The 19,283-nt window shown below is 67.9% G+C and carries 15 protein-coding genes; 9 read left to right on the forward strand and 6 right to left on the reverse strand.

Annotated features, from left to right (window positions below):
* Positions 1 to 472: 472 nt before the first annotated feature.
* The 5 genes from HNR57_RS08855 (at position 473) to drmB (ending at position 12,660) form a co-directional block, all read left to right on the forward strand.
* Complete coding sequence (locus HNR57_RS08855; protein WP_184558570.1) at positions 473 to 676, forward strand: hypothetical protein; 204 nt, start codon at positions 473 to 475, stop codon at positions 674 to 676.
* Positions 677 to 882: 206 nt separating this feature from the next.
* A complete protein-coding gene (locus tag HNR57_RS08860; RefSeq protein WP_184558571.1) occupies positions 883 to 5,649 on the forward strand; it encodes a DEAD/DEAH box helicase in 4,767 nt (1,588 codons plus the stop codon).
* Positions 5,646 to 7,547 carry a UvrD-helicase domain-containing protein gene (locus tag HNR57_RS08865; RefSeq protein WP_184558572.1) on the forward strand — a complete coding sequence of 634 codons (1,902 nt, stop codon included), beginning with the start codon at positions 5,646 to 5,648 and terminating at the stop codon, positions 7,545 to 7,547. Before HNR57_RS08860 ends, HNR57_RS08865 begins: the two co-directional genes overlap by 4 nt.
* A complete protein-coding gene (locus HNR57_RS08870; protein WP_184558574.1) occupies positions 7,544 to 10,801 on the forward strand; it encodes a helicase-related protein in 3,258 nt (1,085 codons plus the stop codon). Before HNR57_RS08865 ends, HNR57_RS08870 begins: the two co-directional genes overlap by 4 nt.
* Entirely contained in the window at positions 10,798 to 12,660 is a 1,863-nt protein-coding gene (gene drmB, locus HNR57_RS08875) for an MrfA Zn-binding domain-containing protein (protein ID WP_184558576.1), read from the forward strand. Before HNR57_RS08870 ends, drmB begins: the two co-directional genes overlap by 4 nt.
* 19 nt (positions 12,661 to 12,679) lie before the next feature.
* Here drmB and HNR57_RS08880 read toward each other — a convergent pair whose 3' ends face one another.
* Positions 12,680 to 13,345: an ATP-binding protein gene (locus HNR57_RS08880; protein WP_184558578.1), complete on the reverse strand. Its 666-nt coding sequence runs from the start codon at positions 13,343 to 13,345 to the stop codon at positions 12,680 to 12,682.
* A 198-nt stretch (positions 13,346 to 13,543) separates the two neighbouring features.
* On the opposite strand from HNR57_RS08880, the gene HNR57_RS08885 reads away from it, so the two are divergent.
* Positions 13,544 to 14,389 (forward strand): helix-turn-helix domain-containing protein, encoded by an 846-nt coding sequence (locus HNR57_RS08885; RefSeq protein WP_184558580.1) that lies wholly within the window; start codon positions 13,544 to 13,546, stop codon positions 14,387 to 14,389.
* 35 nt (positions 14,390 to 14,424) lie between these two features.
* Positions 14,425 to 14,604, forward strand: coding sequence for a DUF397 domain-containing protein (locus HNR57_RS39165; RefSeq protein ID WP_313673232.1), 180 nt, complete (start codon positions 14,425 to 14,427; stop codon positions 14,602 to 14,604).
* 12 nt (positions 14,605 to 14,616) lie between these two features.
* Here HNR57_RS39165 and HNR57_RS08895 read toward each other — a convergent pair whose 3' ends face one another.
* The 5 genes from HNR57_RS08895 to HNR57_RS08915 form a co-directional block, all read right to left on the reverse strand.
* The gene (locus HNR57_RS08895) at positions 14,617 to 14,961 is read right to left on the reverse strand and encodes a hypothetical protein (protein WP_184558582.1); all 345 of its coding nucleotides are present in this window, start codon (positions 14,959 to 14,961) and stop codon (positions 14,617 to 14,619) included.
* Between the two features lie 43 nt (positions 14,962 to 15,004).
* Complete coding sequence (locus tag HNR57_RS08900; protein ID WP_184558584.1) at positions 15,005 to 15,379, reverse strand: VOC family protein; 375 nt, start codon at positions 15,377 to 15,379, stop codon at positions 15,005 to 15,007.
* A 72-nt stretch (positions 15,380 to 15,451) separates the two neighbouring features.
* Positions 15,452 to 15,937, reverse strand: coding sequence for a winged helix DNA-binding protein (locus HNR57_RS08905; protein WP_184558586.1), 486 nt, complete (start codon positions 15,935 to 15,937; stop codon positions 15,452 to 15,454).
* 95 nt (positions 15,938 to 16,032) lie between these two features.
* Entirely contained in the window at positions 16,033 to 16,491 is a 459-nt protein-coding gene (locus HNR57_RS08910; RefSeq protein WP_184558588.1) for a DUF2267 domain-containing protein, read from the reverse strand.
* A gap of 109 nt (positions 16,492 to 16,600) precedes the next feature.
* Positions 16,601 to 17,026 carry an Hsp20/alpha crystallin family protein gene (locus tag HNR57_RS08915; RefSeq protein WP_174569430.1) on the reverse strand — a complete coding sequence of 142 codons (426 nt, stop codon included), beginning with the start codon at positions 17,024 to 17,026 and terminating at the stop codon, positions 16,601 to 16,603.
* A 163-nt stretch (positions 17,027 to 17,189) separates the two neighbouring features.
* Between HNR57_RS08915 and HNR57_RS08920 the strand changes: the two genes are divergently transcribed.
* Positions 17,190 to 17,501 (forward strand): hypothetical protein, encoded by a 312-nt coding sequence (locus HNR57_RS08920; protein WP_184558590.1) that lies wholly within the window; start codon positions 17,190 to 17,192, stop codon positions 17,499 to 17,501.
* Positions 17,502 to 17,799: 298 nt separating this feature from the next.
* Complete coding sequence (locus HNR57_RS08925) at positions 17,800 to 19,215, forward strand: alginate lyase family protein (protein WP_184558909.1); 1,416 nt, start codon at positions 17,800 to 17,802, stop codon at positions 19,213 to 19,215.
* Positions 19,216 to 19,283 lie beyond the last annotated feature (68 nt).

Here is a 19,283-nt window from a genome sequence, read left to right on the forward strand (position 1 = left end):
ACCGGAGGTTAATTTGACACGCTGGACACTGTCAACCAAAAGTTAATCGGCCTCGGACACCTGGACGACTGACACCGACGGGTCGAGTTGCCCGGTTTAGACCTCATTTGTGCCAATTCCGCAAGAGGAGCGAGCAACTCCCCACCTGCGAGGGGGAGTTGGGGTTGACCCCACCATCGACATTCGATTAATATGAGCATTGGCGAAAAGTTTCGCCCCGCTTGCGAACCCGATTGAAGTTCGGGGGTCGGGCGGCAGGTCACACCTCTGCCCAAAACCAATATCGGGGTGAAGTCCACAGGCGTAGCCCAACCTCACACAAGCAGCTTCTCGTCGAAAACAAGGCACTGGCCACCCAGACCGGTAGCCTGCTAGCCTAATTTCAGGGAAACGTTTTACCCAAGATAAATTTTCCACGAGGGGTCAATTGTGCCTTTATACACCCCTGTGCGACACGACAGGGGGACCTGACATGGACGAGTACTACGGCTACGACTTGGATTCTTTCCGTGGCCTGAGCACGCTCAACTCCGACATCGCACAGGGGTTTATTGAACCCAAGGCAGCAGCGGACCTCTTGAGGGGCCACCCGTGCGAAGATGAATTCTTGGAAAGATTCCCTGAGCTGAGGCACTGCATTCAGGAACCTCCTGACGACGACACTTCTTCAACCTGACCTGACCTCCGCAAGGCCGCCCCGAGAGGTCGGAGACCCTTCGACGCATGCTCTTGACGCCTACGAGCGGAAGCATGTAGAGGCGTCGACGCTGTGTACACCTCCGGCAGCACTCGAAAAACCATGGGCCGGCTGCATGAAGTCAGCAGCCGGCCCATCACGCACACTTTCACCAGAATCTTTGACACCTCAGGAGTGCAGGACCAGTGTCGTCGTCTTCGTTCTCTCCGGTAATTCAAACCGTCATCGAGCAGTCTTCGCGCGTCCTGCAAACGTATGCCGTGGATCCCGGCCTCGTGGCCGAACACGCTAATGGAGAGCGCCGCATCACCCAGGGCGGATATGGTGATCGCCAGCTCTTCGAACTCGTCCAGAACGCGGCCGACGAAATCGCCGACGAGCCTGGCGGGAGAGTGCACGTCGTCCTCACAGAAACCCATCTGTACTGCGCGAACGAAGGAAATCCAGTCACCCCTGAGGGCGCGGAAACCATTCTTCGGATGAGCATGTCGAAGAAGCGCGGAGGACAGATCGGAAGGTTCGGTGTCGGCGTGAAATCCGTCCTCGTCGTGACAGACACGCCTGCATTCTTCAGCAGCACCGGAAGTTTCGGATTCGACCGCGTCTGGTCGTACGAGCAGATCAAGTCCGTTTCGGGTGTGACTGCGCGCTACGGCTCGGAGTTCGACGCTCCCGTCCTGCGCATGGCCCGCCCGCTCGACATGCAGGTCGAACGGGCTTCTGATGACGTCCTTGACGAGCTGCTGACCTGGGCGACCACGGTCGTTCGCCTGCCCCTGCTCCCCAAGGCCGATGACCGGCTGGGCCGGGACATGCACGGCGGTCGTGCCAAGGACCACGGCGAGCCCCGTGACGAGTTCCCGGTCGGCTTCCAGCTCTTCTCGCCGCATGTCGCGAAGGTCGTGCTGGAGGACCGCCGGCCCCGACCTGTGGCCCGCCGCGTACTGACCGCTCAGCAGGACGGAGATCTGCACACCGTTGTCGAGGAGCGGACCGGGAAGGCCGTTGCCACCGAACGGTGGCGGGTGTTCACCACCAGCCACGAGCCCGGCCCCGCGGCCCGCGCGGACGCCGGTGAGCTGCATGACCGGCTCTCGCTCGAACTCGCCTGGGGTGTGCCCGCGTTGGAGAAGGACGCGGAGAGCGGCCTGTACATCAGCCCGCGGTCTCGCGGTCGCGGCAAGTTCTGGTCCTTTTTCCCGACCAAGTATGAGATGTCGCTGAGCGGCATCCTCAACGGGGCCTGGAAGACCAACGAGGACAGGCAGAACCTGCTCGACTCCTCGCCCTTCAACCAGGAGATGATCAGGGTGTCGGCCAGGCTGGTCGTCGGCTCTCTCCCCGCCCTCACCCCCGCCGAGGACCCGGCCGCCTATCTCCCCCTGCTGCCCGGCCGTGTGAAGGAGGCGATCAGCTGGGCCGACGAGTTCCTGACTCGGGAGATCTGGGACCGCGTTGCGGACAGTCCGTCGTTGCCCGACCAGGACGGCGTCCTGCGCGTCCCGACCGAGCTGCGGGTCCACCCTCGGCTCGACAGGGACCTGAAGAAGCTGTCCACTTGGCTCGGGATGTGGCATGAGTGCCCCGGGCGCCCCTCGAACTGGCTGCACCCGAGCGTCGAGGCGGACTCCCTGCGTTCCGGGAAGGTCGAGCACATCCTTGCGGCGGCCGGGCACGGGCGAACCGACGTCCGCGAATGGCTGGAGGCGCTGGTCGGGAGCGGCACCGCGGAAGCGTCGGCCGTAGCCATCCGCATCCTCGCGGACATGATCAAGGTCCGCTCCCCTTACGCCGATGAGGCGCGCAAGGCCCGCATCGTACTGACCGAGGAGCACGGTCTCGTCGCCCCCGTGCACGGCAAGGTGTTCCGCCGCGTCGATCAGGGCGGACTGCGCGAGTCCCTGGTGTACGTGGTCGACCAACTCGCCCAGGATCCGTCGCTGATGCACGCACTCAGCGTCCTGGGCATTCGGGAGGCCGATGTCGAGGGCCGGTTCTTCAGCGTTCTCGACCAGGGCTTCGACCACTACAGCCAGTCGGACTGGGAGCGGTTCTGGGAGTTGTTCCGCCAGGCCGGGGCCCATCGAGTGGCTCACAAAGTCCTGGAACGGGTGCCCACGCCGCGCTCGACGCTTTGCGTGCGGACTGCCGACGGCCGGTTCCGACCGATAGAGAACTGCATGCTGCCGGGTGTCGTGGTGGACGCGATGCGCGATCCGAGCATCGCCGTCGACATGGCATTCCACTCCGACGACACTCACTTCTTCTCACAGGTCGGCCTGCGGGAGCGACCGTCCGGTGGCGTGCAGCCCAAGGCGGACGAGGCCTGGTTCGAGGAGTACCGCGCAGCCGTCCACTCCGCCTACCTGCGCAGTCTGGACACCCGCGCCCCCCGTCCGGCACTGAACCGGATGAAGGTCGAGGGCGCCGCGATCGGTGGCCCGCTCCACCTCTTCCGTGGCCTCTCGGAGGAGTCGCGCGCGGCCTTCCTGAAGGTGGTGCCCGATGACGCGGTGGTGGACAACTGGACGCGCCAGTTCGGCGCGCAGACCAGCACCCGGCAGGCGGTGGCCTCGCCGATCCGGTGGATGCTGAGGAAGTACGGCACGGTCGCCACCTCGCAGGGGATCAAGCGGCTGGCGGAGGCCGTCGGCCCTCAGCTCGCTGCTTACCGTGACGTCCTGCCGGTCGCCGACATCTCCCCGGAGAAGGCCCGCAAGCTTCGGCTCCCGACCACAGTCGACGAGGTGCCCGCAGACCGCTGGGACGCGCTCCTCGACGAGGTGTCCCGTAGCGAGGACGACTCCTTCGTCGGCGCCACCTACGTGATGCTGACTCGCTTCGGTGCTGACTTTCCCGAGGACTCCCTGACCCGTTGTCGGATCGGCGACACCTGGGACACCCGCCCCGACGACGAAATCACCCTCGCCGTCAACGCCGCCGAGTACCGGGCACTCCGTGCCGAGCACCTTCCGGCGCTGCTCGTGCCGAGCGCCGAGGACGCCGAGCTGATGGTCGAGAAGTGGGGCATGCTCCGCTACGCCGATGTGATCAGCCGGGAGACCCGCGAGGTGGCCGAAGGGGATCCTGTGCCGCTCGTCGAGCTGTACCCGGCCCTCCGCCAGCGTCTGAACAGCGGGAACCGCTACAGCCTGGTGCAGCGCTGCACCGAGCTGGAGGAGATCACTCGCACGCCCAATGGCACCCACGCCACCCCCCTCAAGGCGGTCAGTCAGAACGGCCTCGTCAAGGTCCGGGTCCCGCTGAACCCCGAGCCGATGCTGATCCTGATCGACCACGAACTCGGGCTCGGTCTCGGAGCGGCCGGGTGCCGGGCCGTCCTGGAACACCAGGACCGCATGGCGCGGGACAGCGCAATGAAGGCCGCGCAGAAGGCCGTACGCGACGCCGAGGACGTAGTCGCCAAGATCGAGCTGCTGATCGGAGCGGAGGCACTGCGCGCCGGGCTCCCTGAGGGATTGATGGAGGCCGAGCTGCAGGCGAACGACGGCGCGGAGCCGTCCGGGCGCCGGATCGCGCAGATGGCCTTCAACGCGCACGGCGACGGGGTACTCCAGCAGCACGCCCGGGACATCCAGGCGCGCTTCCCCAACGCTCCGGTCGGCTACACGGGTTCGTCGGCCGCCATCGCCTTCGTCTCGGAGCTGAAGCTGCCTGTCGCGTTCGCCGGTTCCAGGACCCCGTCCCCGCCTGCATTCGAGACGGTCGAGGGCCCTCGGGACTTCCCGAGCCTTCACGACTACCAGGAGGACCTGGTCCGGAACATCTCCACCATGCTCGACCGGCTGGCTCCGCAACGCGGCATGCTGTCCCTGCCCACGGGCGCCGGCAAGACCCGTGTCACCGCCGAGGCCGTGATCCGCTGGGTCAAGCGCTTCGGCGACCTCAAAGGTCCCCTGCTCTGGATCGCGCAGACCGAGGAATTGTGCGAACAGGCCGTCCAGAGCTGGAAGTTCGTCTGGAGCAAGGTCGGCGCGGAGCGACCGCTCACCATCAGCCGGCTGTGGAGCACCAACGAGGTCGGAAACGTCGTCGACCACCCCCACTTGGTGGTCGCGACCGATGCCAAGCTGGAGCGGTGCCTTGGCAACGACCAGTACGCCTGGCTGCGACAGGCCGCGCTGGTGATCGTGGACGAGGCTCATACCGCCATCTCCAAGCGGTACACCGAGGTCCTGGGCCAGTTGGGACTCACCCAGTACGAGACCGGGCGCCATCTGCTCGGTCTGACGGCGACCCCGTTCCGCAACACCAACGAGGAGGAGACCCGCCGGCTGGTCAACCGCTTCGGCAACCGGCGTCTCGACGAGGGTGTCTTCCCGTCCGGCGATCCGTACCGGGACCTGCAGGAGTGGGGAATGCTCGCCCAGGTGGAGCACCGCACCCTGAAGGGCGGCCAGATCGAGCTGACCCGGGACGAGAAGACCCACGCCGACCGCATGGCGATGCTTTCTCGCTCCGCCGAGCAGCGGCTCGCCGACGACCACCAGCGAAGCCGCCGCATCGTCGACGAGGTGGCCGCTCTGCCTGAGGACTGGCCGACGCTGCTCTTCGCCACCTCGGTGGACCACGCCAAGTACCTGGCAGCCATGCTCAACGACCGCGGTATTCGATCCGCCGCCGTCGACTCGACAACCAGCGCCCAGGACCGTCGCACCCGCATCGAGAATTTCCGAACCGGCCGCATCCGTGTGCTCACCAACTACGGTGTTCTCACCCAGGGCTTCGACGCGCCGGCCACTCGTGCCGTCGTCGTGGCCAGGCCGGTCTACAGCACCAACGTGTACCAGCAGATGATCGGTCGCGGCCTGCGCGGACCCCGGAACGGCGGCAAGGACAGCTGCCTGATCCTCAACGTCAGCGACAACATCGAGAACTTCGACACCCAGCTCGCCTTCACCCAGTTCGAGCACCTCTGGAGCCGTTCGTGATCGACGCCTACCTCGACAGCCCTCCGCTCACCGAGGAGCAGCGGGCCGTGGTCGAGCAGCGCTGGGACGCCCGCGTCCTGGTGACCGCCGGCGCGGGGGCCGGCAAGACCCACACGCTGGTGCGCCGGCTCGACGCGCTGTGCGCGAACGAGGACCCCGAGGAGGCACTGGAGGCCTCCGAGATTCTGGTACTCACCTTCTCCCGGGCGGCAGCCCGGGAGCTGCGGGAGCGAATCACCCGGCATGGTGAGCGCGCCCGTCGGGTGCGGGCACAGACCTTCGACGCCTGGGCCTATGGGTTGCTGCGGCAGTCGTATCCGGACAAGGATTGGAGTGCGGTCTCCTTCCTGGAACGGATCGAGGCCGCTGCCGGTGCGGTCGAGAAGGGGGCGCTGGAGGCGGGTGACGCCGTGCCCCCCGCGCACGTGGTCATCGACGAGGTGCAGGACCTGCTGGGCGACCGCCGAGAGCTCGTGGAGACGCTGCTCGATCGCTATCAGGAGAGCTGCGGCTTCACCGTGGTCGGTGACGCCGCACAGTCCGTCTACGGCTTTCAGATCGTTGACCTGACCGAACGCGCCGATGAGACAGGCCGGTTCTTCGACTGGCTCCGCGCTTCCTACCCGGACGACCTCGTCGAACTCCGCCTCACCAAGAACTTCCGGGCGGTCACCCCGGAGGCCCGGATCGCACTGGCCCACGGGCAGCGCCTCCAAAACGTCTCGGATGCCGACGAGGCTGCCGCCCTCTACGAAGAGATGCGCGAGTTGCTCCTCGATCCGGCGAACGGGATGGGGGCCTTCACCGACCCGTTCGTCCTCGACGGACTGCGCGACTTCCCTGACACCTGCGCGATTCTCACCCGTGACAACCAGCAGGCCCTCGTCGTCTCGGAGCTGCTTCACGAGCACGGCGTGGAACATCGGCTGCGGCGCCCGCTGGAGGACCATCCGGTCCCGTACTGGGTAGCCGAGCTGTTGCGCCGCACCGAGTCCGCGACGCTCTCCGAGGACCGGTTCCGGTCGCTGCTCGCGGAGATACCCCTGCCGTACGAGCCGAACCCGGATGCGGTGTGGGCCGTGTTGCGTCGGGCCGCGCGAGGCCCGGGGCGAGGCGTTCTCGACCTGGATCGGCTGCGTCGCCTGGTTGCCGACGGCCGTTTCCCGGACGAGCTGGCCGATCCGGAGACGGCACGCATCGTGGTCTCCACGGTGCACCGGGCCAAGGGGCTGGAGTTCGACCGGGTGATCGTCCTCGCCCCGCCGACCGTCGCGGAGTTGCGGCAGCAGTTCAAGGAGGAACTGGACCTGCCGGCCGAGGCCCGCGCCCTGTATGTGGCCCTGACACGTGCCCGTCACGACCTGTATCACGCGGATCGGCCCGATCTGCCGATCTTCAAGCGAGCCGGTGGCAGGAAGAACGGCCGCAGGTTCCTGGGCGGCTGGAGACAGTACGACCGCTATGGGATCGTCGGCGAGTCCGGTGACGTATGCGCGGACAGCCCTCCCGGCCACGAGCCCGACGCCTTGGCGACCCAGACCTACCTTCTGGAACACGTCGCCCCCAGCCACGAGGTCGTGTTGCGCAGGCGGCACGACCTGCCGCTCGGCGAGTGGCAGAGCCCGCCGTACGCCCTGCTGCACAACGGTCGGGAGATCGGCGAAGTCTCGGAGCGGTTCCGGCAGGAGCTGTTCCAGGTGCAGAAGGTGAACCGCGGGTGGGACCCCTGGTGGCCCGACGAGATCCACGGGCTCCGGGTCGACATCGTGGAGTCCGTCGCGGGCAGCACTGCCGCCGGCGCCAACGCCGGCCTCGGTGACCGAGGTGTATGGATAGCGCCCCGCATCACCGGAATCGGAAGGTACCGACGGGCGGACGACGAGGAGCAGCGCGCATGAGCGACACGGAGAACCGGCACGCCGAGCACTACCGGGTTCGGGACGAGGAGCTGCTGGTCGGCCTACGCCGCGAGCTTTTCGGCCCTGCGCGGGAAGCCGCTCCGGAGGACCGACAGGAGGTCCTTGCCCAGGACGCCCCGATCGACCGCTACCTGACCGGTGTCATCTACCCGAGGTCGGCGGACGACCAAGCCGAGCAGAGAATGCTCGAGGACGAGGCGGAGCACGAGGGTCTGGACACGACCCCGCTGCGGACACGCGACAACATGGAGGAGTCCGGGACCGCGCAGGAGGTCGGGGCCGCCGGTTCCCGCCGGCCCTCCTCCATGGGGCTCACCTTCGCGATCGACCCGGACATAAGCGATTCCGTCGTGATCAGTGCCCGGGCCGCCGCCTACCGGCCCACGGACGCGGACGGCAACCCGGTCCCCGCGCGTCGGGCCGAGGCCCGCACGACCTCCGACCAGCAGGAGCACTGGCGCCGTGAAGAACTCACGCTGCCGGACACCACTGTGGACGTGACCACGCCTGCACCCGACCTGCGATTCGAGTTGGCCGACGGAGTGGCGCTGCGCGTCAACGTCCGACGGCCCGACGCGAGGCTGGGCACGGTGACCGTCACGGTGACCCTGGTCAACACACACAAGGTCGGCGAGCGGGAGCTGCAGGACGCATTTTCCCTGTTCCAGTGCGGGCTCGTCGTCCGCGCGTCCGACGGATCCAGCGCCTTCGTCGAGCGTCCCGCTCCTGACCTCGCGCACGACCCAGAGGTGGCCACCAGCCGTCTGCTGCACCGCCACGCCCCGACCTTTGCCGTCGGGCACGGCTGCGCCGCCGAGTGGGATTGGACGCCTCCGCCGATCGGTATGACGGACTCCCGGAGGGCCGGCGTGTCCGAGGTGCGAAGCGAGTTCGTGCCGACCGTGGAGGTGCTGCTCACCGACTCCAACCCGGATATCGACAGCTCCGCTCTGTCCATGCTCAGTCTGGCGGAGCGCCCGGACACGGAGGTCGTCGTCGCGCTGGAAGCGCTCGCCATCGGCTACGAGCGGTGGATCGACCGCAAGCAGGCCGAGGCCGACGCCCTGATCGGTGGCGCGTACGAGAAGGCCGCCCGCGACCAGGTCGAGGCCTGCCGCGAAGCGCTGGGCCGGATCCACGAGGGCATCGCCCTTCTTCGTACCAAGCCCGACCTGATGCGGGCCTTCCGACTGGCCAACCGGGCCATGGCCGACCAGCGGGCCCGCAGCGTCTGGGTGAAGAGCGACCGCCATGGCTCCCCCGAGCCGGACAAGGGCCGCTGGCGGCCGTTCCAGATCGCATTCGTCCTGCTCTGCCTGGCCGGCATCGACGACCCCGAGCACCGCGACCGGGAGGTCTCGGACCTCCTGTGGTTCCCCACCGGCGGTGGCAAGACCGAGGCGTATCTCGGGCTGATCGCGCTCACCTCCTTCCTGCGCCGGATCCGGCTCCGTGAGGACGGCGGCGGTGTCACCGTCCTGATGCGGTACACGCTGCGCCTGCTGACCCTCCAGCAGTTCGAGCGCGCCACGATCCTGCTCTGCGCGATGGAACGGATTCGTCTCGGCAACCCGTCGGAGCTGGGCTGCGAACCGTTCTCCCTCGGCATGTGGGTCGGTGAATCCGCCACCCCTAACAAGCTGAAGGACGCGAACGAGCAACTGGCAGAACTCCACAAGGACCTCGACAAGCGCCTGGCGACCAAGAACCCGGTTCAGCTGCATGCCTGCCCCTGGTGCGGCACCCGCCTGGACGCCCGCGCGTACGAGGTCGACGAGGATGCCAAGCGCATGTACGTTCGCTGCCCGGGCGCAGGCTGCGACTTCGCGGACGGTCTGCCTGTCCACCTGATCGACGAGGCGGTGTACGACGCCCGGCCGACGCTGGTCATCGCCACCGTCGACAAATTTGCGTCCATGCCGTGGCGTCCGGCCACCGCCGCCCTGTTCAACCGGGACGACCCGAGCGACCGCACGCCGCCGCCGGAGCTGATCGTCCAGGACGAACTCCACCTCATCTCCGGGCCGCTGGGGACGCTCACCGGTCTCTACGAGACGGCCGTCGACGAGCTCGCCGGTCGCCCGAAAGTGATCGCTTCGACGGCGACCATCCGTCGCGCCGCCGACCAGGGCCGCAGTCTCTTCGACCGCGAGGTCCGCCAGTTCCCGCCCGCGGGCCTGGATTCCCGGGACTCCTGGTTCGCCGTGGAGACCCCGCCCGAGGAGAAGGCGAGCCGACGTTACGTGGGCCTCCTCGCCCCCGGCACCAGCCAGTCCACGCTGCTCATCCGCACCTACGCGACTCTGCTGCACCGGGCGAAGCAGGCGAAGACCTCGGACGACGTTCGGGACGCCTACTGGAGCCTCGTCGGCTATTTCAACAGCCTCCGGCTGCTCTCCGCGGCCGAACTCCAGGTCCATGACGACGTCGTGGCGTATCTGGAACTGCTCGCCGCACGCGAGGAAACCACCGTGCGTTCCATCGCCAACTATTCGGAGCTGACCAGTCGCATCGACGCCAGCGAGATCCCGGCCCGCCTCAAGGGCATCGAGCGGGCATTGCCCGACCCGGATGTCGTGGACGTCCTCCTGGCCACCAACATGATCGCCGTCGGCGTCGATGTGGACCGGCTCGGCCTGATGGCCGTGATGGGCCAGCCGCAGACCACCGCCGAGTACATCCAGGCCACCAGCCGCGTCGGCCGCGCCCACCCAGGTCTGGTCTCCGTGATGCTCAACGCGACCCGCTCGCGCGACCGCTCCCACTACGAGAACTTCCTGCACTTCCACTCGGCGCTCTACCGCGAGGTCGAGTCGACATCCGTCACACCCTTCTCCGCCCGCGCCCGCGAGCGAGGACTGCACGCGGTGATCGTCGCGTTGACCCGGATCATGTTCCCGGAGGCTCGACCCAACGAAGCCGCGGGCATGGTGGAGTCGTACGCGCACCGCATCCGCGACGAGATCAAGCCCGTCCTCCTCGACCGTGTCCGCGCTGTCACCCCAGAGGAGGCCGACGCCGTCTCCCGGGCCTTCGACGAGTTCCTTGAGTGGTGGTGCGACGAAGCCGACATCCACAACGGTCTGCTCTTCGAACCGAAGAAAGGAAGGCGCATCCCTTCGCTTCTTCAGCCGTACGGCGACGAGGCCGAGAACGCCGAGGCCTGGCCCACTCTGTGGAGCCTGCGCGACGTCGATGCCGAGTCCGCCCTGTTCATGGAGGCCACCCGATGACCCCGCCCCCCGCGCGCCGTCGCCGTTCCGGTGTGAACGGATCGGTGCCCGCCCACAACCTCCCGCGTCGCGGTGCGGTCCGTCGCGCCCAGGCCATCACTACGTATGGCGTAGGTTCGCTGATCGCGGTGGACCATGAGTCCTTCGTCGTCTCCGGCCTGAACAAAGCCGATGAGCACTGGAGCACGGACGAGGCGCCGCGCATCTACGAACGTCGCCTCGCTCGCATCCTGAAGGTCGAGCACTTCCGGCTGCCGCCTGCGTCCGACGAGTACAGCAAGGATGGCATCCGAGTCCGCCGCTTCCCCCTCATGCATTCCTGCCCCGAGTGCAACGAGTTGCGCCGCCACCGCGAGTTCAACCCTCCGTCCGGCAGAAGCATCTGCGGCACCTGCGAGGCGGACCTGGTCCCCTCCCGCTTCGTGATCGCCTGCGAGGTCGGCCACCTCGACGAGTTCCCGTACTGGCATTGGGTCCACCGCGCCGCAGGACGCGGCACGACAACCGCCGGCCAGTGTGGCGGCACGCTCAGGCTGCGCACGTCCGGCCGTAGTTCCTCGCTGCGCTCGATCCTCGTGTCGTGCAGCTGCGGAGTGCCAGAAGTGTCGATGGAGGGTTCCTTCCGCAAGAGCGCGCTCAAGGACCTCGGTCTGCGTTGCCGGGGCACCCGGCCGTGGCTCGGTACCTCCGTCCCGGCGGAGTCCTGCAGCCGCACTCCACGCACCCTCCAGCGTGGTTCCTCCGCCGTCTGGCAGCCGGTGCTGAAGTCTGCGCTGTCCATCCCGCCGTGGAGTGACGGACGGGCGGACTTGCTTGCTCCGTACTGGGATCGGCTTCGTGAACTGGACAGTCGAGCAGAGGTTGAGGATCGCCTCAAATTTGTCTTCGGTGACGACATCCCGGTGCCCATCGACGAGGTGATGGCGCTCCTCGCCGCGGAACGCGAGGAGGACCCCGCAGGCGACGAGGTTCGCTCTTTCGACCACCGCTACCGTGCCTTGCGGAGCAAGGAGTACGAGCGCCTCCGCGCCGGCAACGACGAGCGCGAGCGCTCCCGCAACGAGCAGTTCATCTGCGAGACTCCGCTCACCTCCCCAGCCGCGCTCGACGGCACCGGCGTCACAGGGCCCATGCTGGTCAAGAAGCTCCGCGAGGTCCGCGCACTCAAGGCGTTCACCCGACTCGCCGACCCCAACTCGGCCACCGAGTCTTACGAAAGCGCCCTTTCCGAGACTCGCCTCAACTGGCTACCCGCCATGGAGGTACGCGGCGAAGGCGTCTTCCTCCGCCTTGCGGAGGATCGGCTCACCGCATGGGAGAAGCTCACCGCTGTGATCGACCGCGCCGAGCGTGTTCGTGGCGCCCACCGGCGCCTGATGGAGCAGTGGGCCTCCGATCCCACCCAGGTCCAGCCCTCCCCCGCTACCCCCCGCATGATGCTGCTGCACACCCTGGCCCACGTGCTGATCAACGAGTGGAGCCTGGACGCCGGCTACCCAGCCGCCGCCCTCCGCGAACGCCTCTACGCCGACGAGGAAATGGCGGGGTTGCTCGTCTACACCGCCACGAGCGACTCCGCGGGAAGTCTCGGCGGCCTGGTTGCCCAGGGAGAGCCCGAGAAGCTGGCACCCGCGATCCGGTCGGCGGTCCGCAGGGCCTCCTGGTGCTCTGCCGACCCTTTGTGCATCGAAACCGAAGCCTCCGGCACCGGTGGGACGAACCTCGCCGCCTGCCATGCCTGCGTGATGCTCCCGGAGACGAGTTGTGAGCACAACAACATCCTGCTCGACCGCGCCCTGCTGGTCGGAACCCCGGAGGACCCGAGTATGGGCTTCTTCGCGGAGGTACTGCAGCACTGACAACTGACCGAAGGAAGCTTCACTCGCCTTGACGCAAGGCGGCGTACTCGGCCCCGAAACGCATCTGCGCCCGGTCGAGCACGTCGTCTGCGTCTCGGCCGTGGGCTCGGAACCAGTGGAGAAGGTCAGTGATCGCTGCGATCACCGTCTCTTCCGCCACGGTCGAGGTCAATCTGCTTGCCCCCGCTCTGTGCCCTGGCTCCGCAGCGGCGACGTAGTGACGTAGAAGGGCCTCGGCCCGCATCAAGCTGAGGGGTTCCACATGGCCGTCGGCGGTGGTGAGCCGTGTCGTCAGCTCGCACCACGTGACCTTGCGATCCGGGCATAGCAACACACCCCAGCGGTCGGCGACGGCGTCCACGAGAGCCATCCCTCGCCCCTCCTCGGACTCCATGCTCGCGTCGCGGAGGGTGGGCAGGGCGTGGGTGTCCGTGTCGTGCACCTCAATGCGCAGGTGCCTGCCCCTCATCGAGACAGCCAGCGTGGCAGGGGTGCCGGGTCCCACGTGAGTGATGACGTTGGACACCAGCTCGCTGACGCACAGTTGGGCTTCGTCGACCACGTGTTGCAATCCCCAGGCCCCCAGGTGCAGCCGCAAGATCCGGCGCAGGGCCGCCACTTCCGCGGGTTCGGCTGTGAAGGCGATGTCCCATGGTTTGCGTCGCACGCAAGCTTCCTGACTCACGCGGACCCCTTTCGTTGCAGTTGGCACCGCATCGGCAGCGCAACGTCACGGATGTTCACGGTGAGTTGCGTTGGTGACCAGAGTGCTGGGTACACATCCCGTTCTGCAATGTGCAGGAAGGGATTCCCACTTCCGAGTGATTGGCAAGCCCACCCCTTGGCGCGAGACTGAACGCTCGCTATTGGAAAGAGGGTTGAGATGGCCGGATCACCCACGGCACGCCGACGGCGCCTCTCGATCGAGCTGAAGAAACTCCGCGAGAAGAGCTCCCTCACCTGCGCCCAGGTCGGCGAGGCCCTCGATTGGGGCGGCTCCAAGGTCAACCGGATGGAGACCGGCAGCGGACGCGTCCAGCCCTCGGACATCGACGCCCTGTGCCGCTTCTACGACACGAGTAACGAGCTGCGTGAGTTCCTCAAGTCACTCGCCCGGCAGGCGAAAGTGCGTGGTTGGTGGCAGGTCCACGGCGCCGGTGTGCCCGAGTGGTTCAACATCTACATCGGCCTTGAGCAGGACGCCTCAACCTTCCGCCAGTACCAATGCGAGGTCGTACCCGGGCTCATGCAGACCGAGGTGTACGCCTCCGAGCTGCACAAGGTTGGGGCCCATATGTCCGTGGAGGACATCGCGAAGGCGGTACGCGTGCGCATGGAGCGCCAAGCCATGTTGCGACAGGCCGATGCTCCGGACGCCTGGTTCATCGTGAACGAGGGCGCGCTGCGTCACGTCATCGGTGATCGTGCCTTGATGCGGGAGCAGTTGGAGCGCGTTCGAGAGACAGCCGATCTGCCGACCGTGACCGTACAGGTCCTTCCCTTCGACTCAGGGACCTGTCCGTCCACCGGGTCATTCACCATGCTGGGCTTTCCGGCCCCGGAGGATCCGAACATCGTGTACAGGGACGGCATTACTGATGCCGTGTACCTAGAGGGCGAGCATCATGTACGTGAGTACACGAGGGCATTCGACGGGCTGCGAGCGGCAGCCCTGAGTCCTCAGCGCTCGGCCGTGTTGATCGAGTCGATCTTGAAGGATTACGCGTAGTGATATCGCCTGAGTCCGACGCCAGCAGCCGTCTCGTGTGGTTCCGGTCGTCCTACAGCAACGGTGCCGGAGGCGAGTGCCTGGAGTGCGCGCTCACGAGTCATGGCGCTCTTGTTCGGGACTCGAAGAGAGTGGAGGCGAATGTGGTCGCTGTCAGCGGCGATGCATGGCGCTTCTTCATCCAGCCCATGAAGTGCGTCAGCGTGAAGCCCTGACCGGGACGGGACCTAGCGCAGCCCCTTCTCGAACCGATACTGCTGCACCAGTTCCTCCCACTCCCCGGCCTCGCCCTCGCTCACAGCGACGGTCCGCGTCCCGCCCACCAGCGTGCACACCTGGTCCGCTGCCTGCGTGGCCCGGCCACTGGACGCATACACGCCCAGGACCAGGGCGGTGGAGGCGTCGTCGTCCCCGTCGGTGAGGGTGAAGCTCCAGGGGATCTCGCACGGTGGGGCGTGGTCGGGGTCCAGGCACAGGAGGCGTTCGATCGGGAGCTGGAGTGCGAGGGCCTCTTGTGAGGTCGGGTAGCCGTGGATGCGGATCTCGTACACCGTTGGTTCGTCTTCCACCATTGGCACTCGCCCTTGCTGGTTCAAAGCTCAGCCGCGCCTCCAGTCAGCCCAGCTCCCCCGGTTCGATACAGAACTCGTTGCCCTCCGGGTCCGTCATCACGACCCAGCCGCGGCCGTTCGGGAGGGTGCGGTCCATGTGGACCCGGGCGCCCAGGGACACGGCTCGTTCGACCTCCTCGGCGCGGGTGCGGCCGGTGGGGCCCAAGTCGAAGTGGATGCGGTTCTTCGCCGTCTTGGCCTCCTCGACTCTGACGAAGAGGAGACCGGGCACTCCGTCCGGGAGTTCGACCAGGACCTCGTCGTCGCCGGGCTTGTCGATGTCGGAGATCGGGTGGCCCAGGAACTCGGACCAGAAGCGGGCCAGTTCGTAGGGCTCGCCCGTGCAGTCGAAGGTGATGTGGCGGATGGTCGGGTTCAACGGCCGTCTCCCTCAGGGGTGTTCTGCGAGGTGCGCTTCGCAGCATGCGTGGGGAGGCCGGGGCCTGTCGAACTATTTGGGGTTCTCGGGGAGGTTCCCGTTGCCGCCCAGGTTGGCGACCATGCGGCGCAGGACGTTGATCGTCGTGATGAAGTCGGCCTGGCTGATGCCGTCGTGGGTGCGGTGGTGGACGCGGATGTTGCGCTCCCGGGCCCGGAGGCGGCCGGCCTCGCCCTCCTCGGTGAGGGTCATGGCGCCCGTCGCGTCCTGGGTGAGCCAGCCTCGGGCGATGAGGTCGTCGTAGACCGCGTCGAAGTCGGTGTTCTGGTCGTCGTAGGGGGTCAGGCGGTCGGTGAGGGTCGCGCGGGTCCAGTGGCCGCGGGCGCCGGAGGCGTGGTTCAGGGTCCACCAGTGGGGCTGGGTGAGGTTCTCCACAGCCAGTTGGCCGCGGATCGCCCCCACCACCCTGCGGCAGGCCTCGCCGGTCCAGGCGCCGATCGGCTGGGCGGCCAGTTCCTCCGGGGAGTAGTCCTTGAGGTTCTCGGCCTGTGCGCTCATGCGGTCGACGTAGGACCTCAAGCGAACTTGAGGTCAAGGAATGGCCACCCCTGCGCCACTAAGGGTGGCCGCCTTGCGCGCTGCGCTGCGCGGGCCTACGACGCCGGCGTCAGGTCCGCCCTGCCGAACAGGAGGGCGTAACCCGCGGGGAGCTGGGCCAGGATGCGGGTGACCAGGTCGTCGCCGACGAGGGGCGGCAGGGTGCCGAGGACCGAGCTGACGTCCCAGCGGGCCGTGGCGGACGTGGCTCCGGGGGTGCGTGAGGCGACCTCGTCGACGAATCGCGCGGCCGTGAGCCGGTGCGTGGCCGGGATCTGGGCGGCGATCAGCCGGGCGGCCTCGGCGGGCAGGGCACGGGCGAGGTCGACCCGTTCGTCGCCGGTGACGTGGGTGCCGAGGGCGGCCAGCACGGTACGGGTGACCTGTTCCGCCTTCGCCCGGGTGGGGTAGAGGCCCGTTTCGCGGACCGCTTCGATCAGCTGGGGCCAGCCGTTGTCGTCGGCGGCGTGAGGGGCGCGGCTGGTCGTCACACGGGGCACCGTCGTCGTGCTCATGTGTGGGGTTTTCCTCCGAGTGCGTGAGTGAGCGTGAGAGTGAGGGGGGCCGTGTCGCGCCGCCGGGATCGTGCCGGCGGCGCGACGTACCTCTGGGCGGTGCGGTGGGTCAGCCGCTGAGCTGCCTGCGGGTGTCGCCGCCCGAGATCTGGATGCGGCGGGGCTTGGCCTGCTCGGCCACCGGGATGCGCAGGGTCAGGACGCCGGCCTCGTAGGAGGCGTCGATGCGCTCCGTGTCGAGTGTGTCGCCGAGGAAGAGCTGGCGCGTGAAGGTGCCGGTGGGACGTTCGGCGACGAGCGGTTCCGCGCCCTCGGGGGCGGGGGACCTGCGCTCGGCTCGTACGTTGAGGACGTTGCGCTCGACGTCCAGTTCGATCGTCTCGGGGTCGATGCCGGGGAGGTCGAAGTGGACGAAGAAGTCGTCCCCGGAGCGGTAGGCGTCCATCGCCATGGCCGACGGGCGGGTGGCGGCGGGGCCGAAGACCTGCTGGGTGAGCCGGTCGAGTTCACGGAAGGGGTCCGTGCGCATGAGCATCACGGGTCACTCCTCTCTTCAGGTGCTGGCTGCGATGCCCTACGGGTCCTGCGTCTTCTTATATAGCTCGGAGGAGGAAACTTGACAAGCCTGGGCTCAGGTTCGGGTTCCCGGGAGCCTCCGGGCTAGCCTCAAGATCCCCAGCAGGACGCAGGAGGCAGGTATGGCGAAGGTTTCGAGTGCGGTGGTCGCCGCGAGCGGGCTCGTGGGCGGGTACGGCGTGGCCCGCTGGACCAGGCAGCGGCCGCTCGGCGGGGTCGTGCTGGCCGCGGCCGGGGTGGCGGCGGCGCGGCAGTGGCGGCAGCAGGCCGGTGGGGTGGCCGCCGGGGCGTTGTCGGCCGCGTATGTCGCCGCCTTCGCCGGGTCTCATCCGCTGGCGAAGAAGGTGGGCGCCTGGCCTGCCGTGTTCGGGGTGGCGGGGGCCGTGGGGCTGGCGTCGTGGGCGGTCGCGGACCGGCGGCGCCGCAGCGAGTAGGCGAGAGCGGCGCGTAGGCGACAGCAAAGAACCCGGCCCTGAATCCCAGGGCCGGGTTCTTGTCGGAGCGCCGGGCAGGCCTTGCACCTGCATTTCCCCACAGGAAGTGGGGCGTCTTTCCTTGGACCACCAACGCACTGTCCGCCGACCGGAGTTCCGGCGACTGGACGCAGATCAACTATAGCGCAGTTTCTGTTATCGCCTGCACCGTCAGGCCGTCCCCTCACCGTCCCCCGCAAGTACGCGACTTACGACGCTGAGGTACGACGACGTGACACGACAGATCAGCCGCCGGAGCATGGTGAAGGCAGCGGGCATCGGTATCGGCATCGGTGCGACCGCGACTGCGTTCGCCACACCGGCCGGCGCCGCCGACGCCCCCCTCACTCACCCCGGGCTGCTGCATACCCGTGCCGATCTGGGCCGTATGGCGGCCAAGGTGAAGGCGGGTGCCAGACCGTACGCCGCCGGGTTCGCCAAGCTCACCGCCAACCGGCATGCGCAGAGCGGGTGGCGGCCGAATCCGCAGGCGATCGTGTACCGGGGGTCGGGTACGCCCGAGAACTACCGGATCCTCTACAACGACATCCACGCCGCGTACCAGAACGCCCTGCGCTTTCACGTGAGCGGCGAGGAGGCGCACGCCGACACCGCCGTGGCGATCCTCAACGCCTGGTCGGGGAAGCTGACCAGGCTGGAGGGCAGTGCCGACCGGTTCCTGGCGGCGGGGTTGTACGGCTACCAGTTCGCGAATGCCGCCGAACTCGTGCGGGGGCACGGGGACTTCGACCTGGGCCGGGCGCAGGAGCTGATGCGGAACGTCTTCCATCCGCTGAGCGACGACTTCCTGACCAGGCACAACAACGCCGTCGTCACCAACTACTGGCCCAACTGGGACCTGACGGCCATCGCGTGTGTGCTCGCGACCGGGATCTTCTGCGACGAACGGGCCGTGGTCGAGCGGGCCGTGGAGTACTTCAAGCACGGGGACGGCATGGGGTCGGTACGGCACGCCATTCCCGTCGTCCACGAGGGCGGACTCGGCGAGTGGGTCGAGGCGGGGCGGGACCAAGGGCACGCGCTGCTCGGGGTCGGGCTGATGGGCACGGTGTGCGAGATGGCGTGGAACCAGGGGATCGATCTGTACGGGTACGACGACAGCCGGTTCCTGAAGGGCGCACAGTACGTGGCCAAGTGGAGCCTGGGCGGGGATGTTCCGTATACGGCCAACACGCGGAGGAAGGGGGCGATCGGGGGATGGTCGGGGAGCGAGACCGCGTCCGATGTCGCGGGCGTGGATCCGACGATGACCCGGCCCATCTGGGCGATGATCGCCAACCACTACACCAAGCGGCGGGGGCTGCCGGCGTCCTACCTCACGCGGGCGGCCGCCAAGGCCGCGCCCGAGGGCGGGGGCGGGGACTACGGGCCCAACAGCGGGGGGTTCGACCAGCTGGGGTTCGGGACGCTGGCGTTCACCCGGGACCGGGTGGAGGAGCCGGTCGGGGGCCCTTCGCCGTCGTCCGGTGGGTCACGGGATGCCGGGGGTGTCCGGCCGCATGCTTCGGCGTCTCCGGCCGTCGGGGGTGATCTCGCCGCGACCGGGTCCGGGGATGCGGCGGGATGGGCCGCGGCGGCGGGGATCGGCGCGGTGGCGGGCGGTCTGCTGTTGCTGCGGAAGCGTGACCGGGGGCGTCGGGGGGCGGCCGAGTAGCGCGGTCGGAGCATGTGGGCCGGCCCTGCCTTTGTTTCTCCTTCCGTTCGCGGCCCGCATGCTCCGAT

Origin of the sequence: Streptomyces paradoxus (assembly GCF_014202475.1) — a bacterium.
GTDB classification, from domain to species: domain Bacteria; phylum Actinomycetota; class Actinomycetes; order Streptomycetales; family Streptomycetaceae; genus Streptomyces; species Streptomyces paradoxus.